Consider the following 13,039-nt stretch of genomic DNA (forward strand, 5'->3'; position numbering starts at 1 on the left):
GAGCCTTCCGCCGTGCGTTCAGACCCCCGGCGGGATGTCCCTGGCCCGGGAGCGCACCTGGAGGGCCGTCACGACCTCGACGGCGCCGACGGCGATGAGCCAGATCCCGCCGAGCACGGTGAGCACCGCGGCCGACTCCAGCGGGGACACGATGAGCACGATCCCGGCGAGCGCGCTGATGACGCCGAGGAAGATCTGCCAGCCTCGCGCCGGCATCGCCGGATCGGAGGCCGCCGCCACGGTTTGGGTGATGCCGCGGAAGAGCCAACCGATGCCGATCCAGAGCGCGAGCAGCAGGGTCGACTGCATCGCGCCCCGGAAGCAGAACAGGCCGAGCAGGATCGACAGCGCACCACTGATGAAGGCCATCACCCGCAGCGCCGTCGTGGCGTGCGTGCCGAAGGCAGCGACCAGTTGCAGCACGCCGCTCAACAGCAGGTAGAGCCCGAAGAGGACACCCGCCACCCTGAGGGAGGCGCTCGGCCAGACGAGCACGATGATGCCGAGGACCAGGGCGACGAGCCCGGCGACGAGCAGGGCCTGCCAGGCGGCGCTCGCCAGCGCGCCCAGTGGTCCGGGAGGTACGTCCGACCGCGGCCAGCGGTCGTCGGATCGGTCATGGGTTCGTGTCATGGAACGGAACCAGTCCTTTCGCGGAAGGTGGCGACACGTCAGACGTGATGGCTCGGGAGTCCGGGAAGAGCGTCTCGGCCGGTGCCGTCTGCCTTACTGCGGACGGATCCGCGCCCTGTTTCGGCGCGTGGGCGAGACGGCCCGGTTCCCCACCGCCCGACGGAGCGGACTCCGCCCCGGGAAACCGTGCGGCAAGCACGTCGCACGGCGCGACCGCGCCGGCCTGCCCCGACCGGGTGGTCCACAGCGGTGGACTCGACGGACATGCGCACCTTCTTCCCCTGGAACGAAAGCCCACTCAGTCAAGCAACAGCTCTTCCATGCCGCAAAACATGACTCAAGCGGACCATTCCCGGCTGCTCTCGACGAGCGCCCCGGAGCCGGGCCGGCCACAGTGGACGGCGTACGCGTCCGCTTCCGCACCTGGAGAACCCCATGGCTCCTCTCAACCGACGCGATCTCGGTCTGCTCGTGCTGAGGGTCGGCACCGGTGCCGTGCTCGCCGCGCACGGCACGCAGAAGCTCCTCGGCTGGTTCGGCGGCGGTGGCATCGAGGGCACCACCAAGGCGATGGAGGCCATGGGCTTCCACCCGGGCCGGGAGAGCGCGGTCGCCGCGGGGCTCGGCGAGGCGGGCGGTGGCGTCCTGCTCGCCCTCGGGCTCGCGACCCCGGCCGCCGGCGCCGCCGCGGCCGGCGCCATGGCGGGAGCCGTCGCCGTGCACGTCCCGGCCGGCTTCTTCGCCCAGGGCGGCGGCTACGAGTACCCCGCCTTCCTCGGCTTCACGGCCGCCGCCGTCGGCATCGCCGGCGCCGGTCGCTACTCCCTGGACCACGCCACCGGACACGTCCTCGACCGGCCCTGGGTGGTCGCCACCGCCTTCCTCGGCACGGCGATCGCCGCGGCGGCCGTCGTCGGCCGACGAGCCCAGGAGCGGACCCCCTCCGACTCCGATCCGGAACAGGAATAGCGGGCACCGGGGGAGGGGGACCGTACGCGTCCATCGCACGGGAGGGTTAGGCTCGCCGTAGAGGAAGGGACGGGCGCCGCGCATGAAGATCGATCTGACGGACACCAACTCCAGCAAGATCAACAAGGCGATCCTGCGGGGCCGCAGGGCCGTCGGCACCCCCGCCGTCGGTGCCGTGCTCACCCTCGTCGTCGTCACCGACGAGGAGAACGCCTACGACTCGGTCAAGGCGGCCAACGAGGCCTCCCGGGAACACCCCTCCCGCACCCTCGTGGTCATCAAGCGCCACGCCCGCACCCCCCGCGAGCGGCACGAGAACCGATTGGACGCCGAGGTCCGGCTCGGCACCGATGCCGGGTCGGGCGAGACGGTGCTGCTCCGGCTCCGCGGCGAAGTCGGTGCCCGCGCCGACTCCGTGGTCCTGCCCCTGCTCCTGCCGGACGCACCCGTGGTCGTCTGGTGGCCCGTTGACGCCCCCGACGTGCCCTCCCGGGATCCCTTGGGCTCGCTCGCGCAGCGCCGCATCACCGACATGTACGCGGTCGAGGACCCCCTCGCCGCACTGGAGGCCCGGGCCGCCTCGTACGCTCCCGGTGACACCGACCTGGCGTGGACCCGGCTCACTCCTTGGCGCTCGATGCTGGCCGCAGCGCTCGACCAGGCGCCGCTCGCGATCACTTCGGCGGCCGTCGAGAGCGAGGCGGAGAACCCCAGTGCCGAACTCCTCGCCCGCTGGTTCGAGGTTCGACTCGGCATCCCCGTCGACCGGGTCGTCACTGACGGGCCGGTCGTCACGGCCGTCCGCATGGGTACTGCCGGCGGCGAGATCCGCATCGACCGGCCCGAGGGGCCGGTCGCGCGGCTCGCCATCCCCGGCCAACCCAACCGGGTCCTCGCTCTGAAGGTCAGGACCACCGCGGAGCTCATCGCCGAGGAGTTGCGCCGGCTCGACCCGGACGAGGCGTACGCGGCAGCCCTGAGCGGACGTGCCTGACCCCGGTCCGAAGGGCCGTCAGACGGCCGGGCCGGGCTTGGCGAACACCATGACGTAGTCGGCCGTCTCCCGGACCCGTTGGACCTCGGGGTCCGGGAGCGCGAGGAGGCGCGATCGCGTTTCCTCCACGAGCCGATCGGCTCCCTCGCCTCCGATCGCCCATGCCCCCGTGAACAGGCCGCGCGACAAGGAGCGGGCCATGTCACGGGGCGAGAGCCGGAAGGTCACGGGCCGTTCGGACGCCCTGCCCCGGTAGACCAGCCCACTGGCTTCTGCGATCGGGGCCAGGACCCACGGTCCGTCCTGGCGGGTACGGTCGGGATCGAGCCGTTCCTCCAGATCGCCGACGATGCGCCCGATGTCGTCCGTGGGGCGAGTGCCCCCGGCGGGGACCACCAAATAGCGACCACCCGGTCGCAGCACCCGGGCGACCTCGTCGAAGACCTGCGCGTGGTTTGGACCGGCGTGCAGCAGCCAGGTGGACACCGCCTGTGCCACCGACCCCGTCCGCACCGGCAGGCGACAGGCGTCGGCCACCACCACCCGGGGGCCGAGTCGGTTCCGGGCCCGGGCGAGCATTCCGGGCGACAGGTCCAATCCGTGCACCCGATGTCCGCGTGCGGCCAGTTCGGCCGCGACGATTCCGGTGCCCACACCGATGTCGAGCACCGGAAAACCCGGATCGAGTAACGGGACGAGCATGTCGGCGAAGCCGGCCGCTCGCGCCGTGCCGCCGCGCGATGCGTCGTAGTCCGGCGCGATCACGTCGAACTGCGCTTTCCCGGGCATCGGTTCCACTTCTCGTCCCCTCTCCGTCGTCGGGTGCCGGGTCAGACCTCGGGGGTGAAGACCACGGGCAGCGTGGCCATGCCGCGCAGGATGCCCTCGCGGCGGCTCAGATCCGCGTCCGGGTCGGCGAGCCGCAGGTCGGGGAACCGCTGCAGCAGGGTCCCGACGGCGATCCTGGCTTCCACCCGGGCCAGTGGGGCGCCCAGGCAGAAGTGCATCCCGTGGCCGAAGGCGAGTTGTTGGGGCACTTCACGACGTGCGACGTCGAGGACGTCCGGACGGTCGTAGCGGTTCGGATCGCGGTTGGCCGCGGCCAAGCCGATGATGATCATTTCGCCGGGCGGGACGGTGACCCCACCGATCTCGTACGCGTCGACCGTGAAGCGCGCGACGCCCCGGCTCACCGGCCCCTCGTAGCGCAGCAGTTCCTCGATCGCCCCGGGCAACAGGGAGGGGTCCTTCCGAAGTGCTGCGCGCTGTTCCGGGTGGCGCAGGAGCGCGTGGACGCCGTTCGCGATGAGGCTTGCGGTCGTTTCGTGGCCGGCGAGGGTGAGCAGGACGGCCATGGCCGTCAACTCGCGGTCGCTGATCTTCTCCTCGGCCTGCGCCGCGCACAGGGCGCTCAACAGGTCGTCCTGCGGGTCGGCCTTGCGGGATGCGATCAAAGGCTGGAAGAAGTCGATGAGTTCGGCACGTGCCCGGGCTCCCTTCGCCAGTCTTTCCGGGGTGTTGGGCGGCATGATGAGGCCGACGGCGAGTCGTGCGAAGTCCGGCTGCCCCTCGGCCGGGATGCCGATGAGCTCGCTGAGCACGGCCATGGGCAGCGGGAGCGCGAACTCGGATACCAGGTCTGCGGAGCCGCGCTTCGCCATCGCGTTCAGCAGGGCGTCGGTGTGGGCCTGGACCCGGGGAGCCAGTTGTTCCACCCGGCGGAAGGTGAAGGACTTGGAAGCGAGGTTGCGCAGTCGGGCGTGGTCGTCCCCGTCGGCCACGAGCATGCTGGCCATCAGGACGTTGGTGCGCTCCTGATGAGCCATCTCCTCCTTGAGTCCCTTGACCCCGACGGGGCTGCTGCTGAGACGCGGGTCGGTCAGAGCGGCCACGGCTTCGTCGTAGCCGGTGACCATCCAGACCTCAAGAGTGGGATTCAGTCGGACGCGCTGGACGACTCCGTGCTCGCGGATGCGCTCGAACACGGGGTAAGGGTCGGGCTGTTGAGCAATGTTTACCGGGACATCGTGAACGATTGTCTGGTCTTGACCGCTCATCTTCCTTGACTCCCCGCAGATTTGTGAAAGATCTGAGTCAAGCAGTCATACCAGTAGCTCTAGTTGCGTGGTAGCGTCACCGGCGCTCGGCTCGGATGATGCATGGGGAAAGACCGGCGTTCTGCCGGTGAGGCACCAGCGAGGCGTTCCACCCACCGGTGACTTCGGCGTCTCGTACCGCTCGACTCGTCAGCAGTCACGACCTCGATCAGGTCCGATGCGCAGGGGGAGACGTTTCGTGGAGCAAGCGGCAGCCGTGGACCCGATTCTCGATCTGGCCCGTCCGTCGATCCTGCGGAACCCCTATCCCGCCTATGCCCGGCTGCAAGAGGCGTCGCCGGTCTTCTGGCACGAACTGCTCGGTTCCTGGGTGCTGACCCGGCATGCCGACTGCCTTGCCGTGCTCACCGACGGCGATCGGTTCGCCTCCGACTGGCGCCGTGCGGGCGAGGACGTTCCCGCTCCGCTGTTGAGCGTGCAGACGCTCGACCCACCGGAACACACCGCCGTTCGACACCTGTTGCTCGACGGCTTCCGATCCCAGGACCACCGGGGACGGCAGGAAGGGCTGGAACGGGAAGTCGCCGACCTGCTCGCGGTGTTGGCCGACAAGCCCTCCTTCGACCTCGTCGGCGAGCTCGCGGAACCGGTGGCCCTCCGCTCCGTCACCGCCTTCCTCGGCGTTCCCGCACCCGCGCTCGACTGGTTCGTCCCCGTGTCCCGCGCGGTCGTCGACGGGATGGACGCCGGCCTCTGGCCCGAGAAGCACGAGCCGGCGGTCTCGGCCCGCGCCCAGTTGGCGGAGTACGCCGGCGGATGGCTCGCGGATCCGCCGAAGGAGGGGCTCATCGCCCACGTGGCGGAACACGCACCGGACAGCGGCGTCGCAGAAACGGTCATGCGGAACAGCCTTCGCGCGGTGCTCCACGCCGGTTACGAATCCGCCTCACGGCTGCTCGGCAATGCCTCGGCCGCCCTCCTCACCACCCCCGGAGCGTTCGAGGCCTTCCGGGCCGGCTCCACCACGGCCGTGGACGAACTCATTCGTTACGACGCACCCGTCCAGGCGGACGCCCGGGTGTGCGTCGCCGACACCGAACTGGGTGGCATCACCATCAGGGCGGGTGATCCGGTCACGCTCCTCCTCGGAGCGGCCAATCATGACCCGCTGCGCTTCGACCACCCCGCAGAGCTGCGACTCGACCGCGCCCCGAACCCGCACCTCGGTTTCGGACGCGGGGCCCACGCCTGCCTTGGCGCATCCATGGCGATCCGGCTCGCCGGATCGGTCCTCGGTGCGCTGGTCAGGGACTATCCGGACGCGCGGGCCGTCGCGGAACCGAGCCATCGACGCAACCTGACCCTCCGCGGCCTCGACCGCTTCGAGGTCACGCTGCGTCCACGAGTGGGGGAGGAGGCACGGACATGAAGTACTGGCACTGAAACCAGCGGGCGCGGGTCCTTCCGGGAGACGGACGCCACGCCGGTGCACGGTTCGCGTGCGCCCCGCCGGAGCCCGGGTCCGCGATGCGGCTCGGGCTCCGGCCCGTCTTCCCGAGGGGCGTCGTCCCGGGCCGGCCGCTCGACCGCCCGGGGCCGTCACCGCCGTGCGGTTCCCGTCCACCGGCGGGAGCGGCCGAGTCGCCCCCGACGCGCCGACCACGGCCGTGGCGGGCCACCGCAGCGAGGGCGAGGCGCTGTGCACCGGGAACACGTCGTTTTGCGTCCGGAGTTGCTTACCCCCGGAGGAGAGCGGGGGAGAAGGCCCCACGGAGGCGTCGAAGGCCTGGTTCGACACTCGACGGACCGCCCCCGTGCCCGCGGCGTGCGCACGTCCGCCTTCCAAGAGGCCGCTCGGGCGGACACTCCGCGTGGTGAACGCCGTGCGAACGCCGTCCGACCGTCGCCCGTGACATCCTCGGGCGAGCCGCGCACATCGCTTCGAAAGCGTGGGAAACCTCGGCCCGTGTGGAGGGACATCTTGCTGATCAGCCACGTCCTACGTCATGAGGTCCTGCATGTGGCCCTCCATCGAGACCTGGACGTCACCAACCGCGCCGCAGCGGCCCTCCAGATCCAAGCCCTCGTCCAGGAGTACCGACCCGTCCGGGTGGTCATCGACGTTCCGACGGCCGACCCCAGCCCCGCCACGCTCAGCGCCCTCGCCCGCGCCCACCGCATGTGCGCAGGCCTCGGCGTCCCCCTCGTGCTCAACGGGGCCAGCGATCGTACGTGCCGCCTCCTGGAAGCCAACGGCGCCTGAGGCGGCCCCGGGTTTCCCCACCCCGTGGAGCGTCACCCCCGTTCACCGGCGCCCCGTGTCCTCCCGCACGACCTGGAGCGGCCCTCGCCGGCCGATGCCGCCGCCCCTTCCTCGCTCCTGACGGGAGAGGGACGCACGGGTCCTGGTGCAGTCGTGCCTCGCCCCGGACGTCCAGCACTGGAACCGCCCCGGTCTGCTGACCACCGCCACGCCCCGGGAGGAGACCACGCGCTGGAAGCTGCGGTGGCGGAACGAGGAGGCTGCCCTTTGGGCATCGCTCCCGTGGACGCTGACGTCCCTGTCGGATCGATCCGCCTTGCCGACCTGGATCTGCGAGGCGGCAAAGGCGAGTTCGCCCGCATCCGGGGAGCGGCCTGTCGGGCACGATCGGTACCGGGCCCTCGCCCTCGGAACCCATGCCCCGCCCTCGAAGCGCGCCTCGACGAGCAGGCGCGAGGCTAGACGACCGTGGCCGGCCATGCCCCGCGGCCCAGCAGATCGAGGACGAGCGCGGCGATGTTCCACGCGTCGTCCTCTCCGCGGTGATGGCGTCCTTCGAGCGGCAGTCCGGCCAGCTGGAGGGCGTGGTTCATGCCGGGTTTCTTGCGCAGTCCATGGGCCGCGGCGAATACGGCCTTGGCGTTGGTGTGGGTGCGCTCAGTTGGATGGCCGAACGGGTAGGCCACCCCGTCAGCCCGACTCTGCCGAGCGAATTGCCGGCGGTCGTACTCGCCCCAGCTCGCCCAGGGGCGCTCTCCAGCCTCGTACTCCTCGACGAGGATCCGGCACGCCTCGGCGAAGGAGACGCCCCGTTCCACCTCGGCTTGTGTCAGTCCGGTCAGTTCAGTGCAGAAGTCGCTCACCTTCGACCGGACGGGGCGGACCAAGACGCGATGCCGGGACAGACGGCGTCCTGCCGACACGTCCACGACGGGCAGACCGATCTCGATGATCTCGTTCACGGAGCCGGGCGGCGGCTGCCCGTCCCAGCAGGTGGCTTCCACATCAATGACGTTCAGCAGAGTGGATTCGTGACGCATGGGGCCGAGGGTAGGGATGCTCGCCCGCTTCCGACACCTCGATTTCTGCACGTCCACGCCGTCACCGCCGCACCGACTTCTTCGACGCCAACCTCACGCCTTGACCTGAACCGGCTCCCACCCTGTGCCAACCCCCGAAGGATTGACGAGCTCCACCGCTCAGCCCCCCGAGATGCCTTTTCTTCCATGACGAGTCGACGAGTCCTCGGTGAAGGGGCTGAGCATGCGACGCAAGGCGTCCTTCTCCGGCCTCCAGCCGGCGTCGTGCAGGCCGAGTGCCGCGTCGGTGCGGGCGCGGTCGAAGCGTTGGCGGTTGGTGAGGTACGGGGAGTACACGGCCAGCATCCTGTGGAGCCGCCGGTCCTCGGGGTGGCGGTGGTCGGCGTCGGCCCGGAACGTGGGGGCCGGCCTGCCGGCGTTGGCGACCATCGCTTCCAGTGCTTCGCCCGTGGGGGCCGCCGCGGGATTCGTGAGGTGGTAGTGGCCCGTCGGTGCGTCGCGCAGGTGAAGCCGGGCTGCCTGTTCCGCGACGTGGTCGATGGGAATCAGGTCGAAGGGTTCCTCGGGCAGCGCACTGATCCGGGGGCTTCGTCCGGGGGAGGCGGACAGCAGGTGCGCGGCGATCAGGCGTTGGACGGTGAACAGGCCGCTGGGCGTACCGGGGTAGCGCAGGGTCTGGCTGTGACCCACGATGATGCTGGGGCGCATCACCCTCACGGGCAGGTCGAGGGCGCGCGCGAGTCGGCGTTCGGCGGAGAGCTTGCTGGCTTCGTAGGGGTTGCGTGGGCGGGCTTGGAGGACCGGCCCCTCGGTGATCGTTCCCTCGTTCAGCCCTGCCACGTATGCGGTGCTGATGTAGTTGAAGGTGCGGGTGGGAAGCTGCTGGGCGAGTCGGACCATTCTTTCGGTGCCTGCTCGGTTGGCTGCGAAGGAGCGGCGGCGCTCCGCGGGGCGGAAGAGCATGAGCGCGGCGCTGTGCCAGACCTCCACCTCGTTTCGTCCGGCCGGCAATCCCGGACCTGGGGGGTGGGGGTCCGTGAGGTCGAAGGGCAGGGCGCGGCTGTGACGCAGCGCCTTCTGCGTCGTCTTGGCGCAGGTTCCGTATGCCGCCGCGGCCTGTCGGAGCGTGTGGTGCAGGCGATGGGTGGGGTCACCGGATCCGGGGCGAACCAGGCAGACCATCAAGTCGTCTGTTTCTGCGGCTAGTTGGAGTACGAGTGCTGCGCCGAGCAGGCCGGTGGCACCCGTGAGGAGATGTGTGGTGGGCATGTGCTGTCCCTACGCTGTGGACTGTGTGGGCCGGAAGGCCAGAGCGGTGTTGTGGCCGCCGAATCCGAAGGAATGGCTGAGGGCCAGCGAGACCGGTGTGCTGCGACTCTCGCCGCGGACGGTGTCGAGGTCGTACTCGGGGTCCGGGTCGCGGAGATTGCCGATGGGCGGGATGGTGCCGCGGGAGACGGTGAGGGCCGTCAGAGCCGCTTCGACTGCCCCGGCGGCGCCCAGGAGGTGGCCCAGCACGCCTTTGGGCGCGGTGACTGCGGGGCGGTGCGGGAACAGCCGGTTGACCATGCGCGCTTCCGCAGCGTCGTTGAGGGCCGTACCGGTGCCGTGGGCGTTGATGTGATCGACCTCGCTGGTGAGGGCACCTGCTTGTTCGAGCGCCCGGTGGACTGCGAGGGCGGCTCCTTCGCCGTCGGGATGGGGCGCGACCGGATGGTGGGCGTCACACGACGCGCCGTAACCCGACAGCAGGGCGTACCCGGGACGCCCTCGGGCGGATGCCTTCCGGGCGGGTTCCAGCACCAGGACTCCGGCTCCTTCCGCGATGACGAAGCCGTCACGGGCCCGGTCGAAGGGGCGGCTGGCTTCGGCGGGATGCTCCGTGTGCTTGGAGAGGGCTCCCATCCGGTCGAAGGCGCTGACCAGAAGCGGGTGCACCGAGGCATCGGCCGCTCCCGCCACGGCCACGTCGCAGGCCCCGGCGCGCAGCAGGTCCCAGGCCGTACCGATGGCGGTGGCACCGGATGCACAGGCTGTCGCCGTGGCCAGCACGGGTCCTCTGGCGCGCAGTTGGATGGCCACCTGTCCGGCGGCCATGTTGGGCAAGCACATCTGCAACAGCATCGGTGACAGATAGCGCGGACCTTCAAGGAGAAGTTTGGCGTGCTGCTGCAGCTGTGTGCCCAGGCCCCCGGTGCCGGTGCCGAGGACGACCGCCACGCGATCGCCGTCCCAGGCCGCCGGGTCGAGCCCGGCATCCGCGACCGCCTCCGCCGCCGCCGCCAATGCGAACTGTGCGTAGCGGTCGAACTGCCAGGGCCGTGGGTCAGGAACGTGGAGCGGCGGTTCCCACCCGGGAACGCGGCAGGAGATGTCGACGGCCAACCCCGCCAAGTCGGGGTCGGCCCGCGCGGTCGAGCGACCGCCGCAGACGCGCTCCCAGCTCACCTCACGGCCGATGCCGGCGGGTGTCACCAAGCCGACTCCGGTGACGGCCACCGCGTCAGCGAGCGTGCTCATTGCACTTCCGGGGCTACCCCGGACAGCAACTCCGAGGCCTGCGCGAGGGTCGTGCCGGGTAGGGCCTGTGCGTCGTCCACCTCCACCCCGAGCTGTTCCGACAGGACGACGAACACTTCGACGACCGCAATGGAGTCCAGCCCGAGGTCCTGGAAGGTGCTCTGCCCGGTCATCAGGTCTCGGCGAACTTGGAAGCGTTCCTGCAGCATGGTGGTGAGCAACTGGTACTGCACGGTGTTTTCCGGCATGGGGGATCTCCTCGTTGCATGGGTGTGGGGGAGCGGGCTCACGCTGATGGCGCGGCCCGATGAGGACACGGGTGGGAAGGGGCGTGGCGTGCGCTTCGGTGCGTCAGATGCGGGTGACGGTTGACGTCTGTCGGCTCGCCGGCCAGGTGAGGGTCGCGGCGCCCCACGCCAGGCCCCCGCCGAACGCTGTCAGCAGGGTGCGGCTTCCCGGGCTGACGCTCCCCTGGGACAGGGTTTCGGCGAGTACCAGGGGGATCGATGCGGACGAGGTGTTGCCGACGTCGCGGATGTTGCCCAACCGGCTGGCCGACGGGACGTTGAGCCGCTCCGCCACGGCGTCGAGGATCCGCTGGTTGGCTTGGTGGCCGATGAAGGCACCGAGGGATTCGGGAGACCACCCGGACCGCTTCAAGACCTCCTCGGAGGCGGACGACATGTGGCGGACGGCCTGACCGAACACCTCTCGCCCGCGCATCCGCACGAACCGCTCGCCGCGCGGCACGGGTGCTTCATGAGGCGAACCGTCTGGGGGATAGGGCTGCCGTGCCCCGCCTGCGGCAATGGAGATCAGATCACTGCGAGTCCCGTCGCTGGCTACGACCACGGAGTGGAGCGCACCGGGCTCCCCGGGGTGCCCGCCGCGGAGCACCACGGCGCCGGCACCGTCACCGAACAGGACTGCCGTGTCCCGGTCCTGCGGGTCGATGATGCGCGTCAGCGTGTCCGCGCCGACCACCAGGACGCGTTGGGCGGCCCCTGACCTGATCCATGCGTCGCCCACGGCGAGGGCATAGAGGAATCCGGCGCAGGCAGCGGCGACGTCGAAGGCCGCTACGCCGGACAGGCCGATGCGCGCCGCGACTTCCGGAGCGGTGGCGGGGCAGCGCCGGTCAGGCGTGGTGGTGGCCAAGAGGAGCAGCCCGATCCCCGATGTCCCGGTGGGGCAGGACGCCAGTGCGCCCTTGGCTGCGGCAGCCGCCAGATCTCCCGTACTGATCTCGGGCGCGGCCCAGTGCCGGTTGTGGATGCCGGTGCGCTCGGCGATCCACTGGTGAGAGGTGTCCAATCCGGTGAGGGCCAGCTCGTCATTGCTGACCGCTCGTCGCGGCAGGGCTCCGCCCACGCCGTCGATCACGGATGCGTTCGGATCAGCCACCAAGAGGAGCCTTTCTCCCGAAGTGACGACTCGTGCAGCAATGCGTGCGGCATGCGCCCTGGATTCGCCATCCGAGTACCGCCGGACGGGGCAGGGCTCGCTGCGATGTGCGTGACAAAGCAAGACCTCTCGACGTTTCTGTAAACGGTCCGAAACTCAAGGTAATCAGCCTCGCGCCCCTGCGCGACACGAGCGACGGGTCCCTCGTTCGCCACTCGATGCCCCGGCCGTCTGGGCGCACACGAGCCACTCCGTCTCATGATGAAAAACGGCCCCCCGGCTGGCGCATTGCGCTTGCCGTACCCGGTGACGGTCAGCCGTGCCCGACGGGGCGGCCAGGTCGACCGAGGTACCCAGCCGAACCGGCTGATGCGCGCACGGCCGGGTACGACAGGATCCGGACCGGCTCGACCGGCCTGCCTCCTCGTAGCGACTGCTACACGGTCTTCGCGGTGTCCGGGGGAAACCCCCACCTCGTTCTCCAGGCGCGTCTCGGCCACGGGGACACCACCGGCCCGGAGGAAACGGCGAGGCCCACTCATACGGGCTCGTTGGGGACTCAGCAACGGGCGCGATGAGCGCCGCCGCGCAGACGGCACACGTCGTAGCGTGCCCCGGTCGCTGCGAAGGTCCCGAGGACGGTGAGGTGGGCATGAGAATGTCAGGGGTGGGCGGGTGCGGGCGCTGGGCGTCGTTCTTCCGCTCTCCATGGACCGGTACGGGTGCGCGGATGGTGCTGGCCGGTGTGTGGTGCTGGGCCGGCTGGGCGAAGTTCCTGCATCCGGAGACTTCCGTGTACGCGGTCCGCGCCTACCGTGTCCTTCCCGAGGGGCTGGTCCATCCGGTCGGATACGGTCTTCCGGTCCTGGAGCTCGCGCTGGCCGTGCTGCTGGCCGCCGGTGTGATGACGCGGTTCGCCGCAACGCTCTCGGCCCTTCTCCTCCTGGCGTTCCTCGCGGCGATCATCCAGGCGTGGGCGCGGGGCATGAGCATCGACTGCGGGTGCTTCGGCGGCGGCGGAGCGGTTGATCCCGGCCAGACCCGGTACGCCGCGGAGATCATCCGCGACCTGGCGTTCCTGGCCGTGAGCGCGCTGCTGATCCGACGCCCGCGCACCCGCCTGTCGGCCGGTGCCGCGCTGCCTTGATCCTCGTCTTCC

At 70.5% G+C, this 13,039-nt stretch carries 13 protein-coding genes; 5 read left to right on the plus strand and 8 right to left on the minus strand.

The features are described 5' to 3' along the window. Positions 1 to 18 precede the first annotated feature (18 nt). Entirely contained in the window at positions 19 to 633 is a 615-nt protein-coding gene (locus ACFW2Y_RS08685) for an HdeD family acid-resistance protein (protein WP_384875499.1), read from the minus strand. Between the two features lie 435 nt (positions 634 to 1,068). Between ACFW2Y_RS08685 and ACFW2Y_RS08690 the strand changes: the two genes are divergently transcribed. Together ACFW2Y_RS08690 and opcA are read left to right on the plus strand one after the other, a co-directional pair. Continuing rightward, a complete protein-coding gene (locus ACFW2Y_RS08690) occupies positions 1,069 to 1,602 on the plus strand; it encodes a DoxX family membrane protein (RefSeq protein WP_384875501.1) in 534 nt (177 codons plus the stop codon). A gap of 82 nt (positions 1,603 to 1,684) precedes the next feature. Further along, positions 1,685 to 2,596 carry a glucose-6-phosphate dehydrogenase assembly protein OpcA gene (gene opcA, locus ACFW2Y_RS08695; RefSeq protein ID WP_384875504.1) on the plus strand — a complete coding sequence of 304 codons (912 nt, stop codon included), beginning with the start codon at positions 1,685 to 1,687 and terminating at the stop codon, positions 2,594 to 2,596. 18 nt (positions 2,597 to 2,614) lie between these two features. Here opcA and ACFW2Y_RS08700 read toward each other — a convergent pair whose 3' ends face one another. Together ACFW2Y_RS08700 and ACFW2Y_RS08705 are read right to left on the minus strand one after the other, a co-directional pair. Further along, positions 2,615 to 3,385, minus strand: a complete 771-nt coding sequence (locus ACFW2Y_RS08700) for a class I SAM-dependent methyltransferase (protein WP_384875506.1) — start codon at positions 3,383 to 3,385, stop codon at positions 2,615 to 2,617. 41 nt (positions 3,386 to 3,426) lie between these two features. Further along, entirely contained in the window at positions 3,427 to 4,581 is a 1,155-nt protein-coding gene (locus ACFW2Y_RS08705; protein WP_384875509.1) for a cytochrome P450, read from the minus strand. 310 nt (positions 4,582 to 4,891) lie between these two features. On the opposite strand from ACFW2Y_RS08705, the gene ACFW2Y_RS08710 reads away from it, so the two are divergent. Both ACFW2Y_RS08710 and ACFW2Y_RS08715 read left to right on the plus strand, forming a co-directional pair. After that, positions 4,892 to 6,082, plus strand: coding sequence for a cytochrome P450 (locus ACFW2Y_RS08710; protein WP_384875511.1), 1,191 nt, complete (start codon positions 4,892 to 4,894; stop codon positions 6,080 to 6,082). 552 nt (positions 6,083 to 6,634) lie between these two features. Further along, positions 6,635 to 6,916 (plus strand): hypothetical protein, encoded by a 282-nt coding sequence (locus tag ACFW2Y_RS08715; RefSeq protein WP_384875513.1) that lies wholly within the window; start codon positions 6,635 to 6,637, stop codon positions 6,914 to 6,916. A gap of 458 nt (positions 6,917 to 7,374) precedes the next feature. Here ACFW2Y_RS08715 and ACFW2Y_RS08720 read toward each other — a convergent pair whose 3' ends face one another. The 5 genes from ACFW2Y_RS08720 to ACFW2Y_RS08740 all read right to left on the minus strand — a co-directional run bounded on the left by ACFW2Y_RS08720 (position 7,375) and on the right by ACFW2Y_RS08740 (position 11,880). Further along, positions 7,375 to 7,956: an exonuclease domain-containing protein gene (locus tag ACFW2Y_RS08720; RefSeq protein WP_384875516.1), complete on the minus strand. Its 582-nt coding sequence runs from the start codon at positions 7,954 to 7,956 to the stop codon at positions 7,375 to 7,377. 159 nt (positions 7,957 to 8,115) lie between these two features. Further along, complete coding sequence (locus ACFW2Y_RS08725) at positions 8,116 to 9,225, minus strand: SDR family oxidoreductase (protein WP_384875519.1); 1,110 nt, start codon at positions 9,223 to 9,225, stop codon at positions 8,116 to 8,118. 9 nt (positions 9,226 to 9,234) lie between these two features. Next, positions 9,235 to 10,476 carry a beta-ketoacyl-[acyl-carrier-protein] synthase family protein gene (locus ACFW2Y_RS08730; RefSeq protein ID WP_384875522.1) on the minus strand — a complete coding sequence of 414 codons (1,242 nt, stop codon included), beginning with the start codon at positions 10,474 to 10,476 and terminating at the stop codon, positions 9,235 to 9,237. Next, entirely contained in the window at positions 10,473 to 10,724 is a 252-nt protein-coding gene (locus ACFW2Y_RS08735) for an acyl carrier protein (RefSeq protein ID WP_384875525.1), read from the minus strand. Before ACFW2Y_RS08735 ends, ACFW2Y_RS08730 begins: the two co-directional genes overlap by 4 nt. A 103-nt stretch (positions 10,725 to 10,827) precedes the next feature. Next, complete coding sequence (locus ACFW2Y_RS08740) at positions 10,828 to 11,880, minus strand: beta-ketoacyl-ACP synthase 3 (protein WP_384875528.1); 1,053 nt, start codon at positions 11,878 to 11,880, stop codon at positions 10,828 to 10,830. Between the two features lie 658 nt (positions 11,881 to 12,538). Between ACFW2Y_RS08740 and ACFW2Y_RS08745 the strand changes: the two genes are divergently transcribed. Continuing rightward, positions 12,539 to 13,027 carry a MauE/DoxX family redox-associated membrane protein gene (locus tag ACFW2Y_RS08745; RefSeq protein ID WP_384875530.1) on the plus strand — a complete coding sequence of 163 codons (489 nt, stop codon included), beginning with the start codon at positions 12,539 to 12,541 and terminating at the stop codon, positions 13,025 to 13,027. Positions 13,028 to 13,039 lie beyond the last annotated feature (12 nt).

The organism is Streptomyces sp. NPDC058877 (assembly GCF_042742855.1).
Classification (GTDB): Bacteria; Actinomycetota; Actinomycetes; order Streptomycetales; family Streptomycetaceae; genus Streptomyces.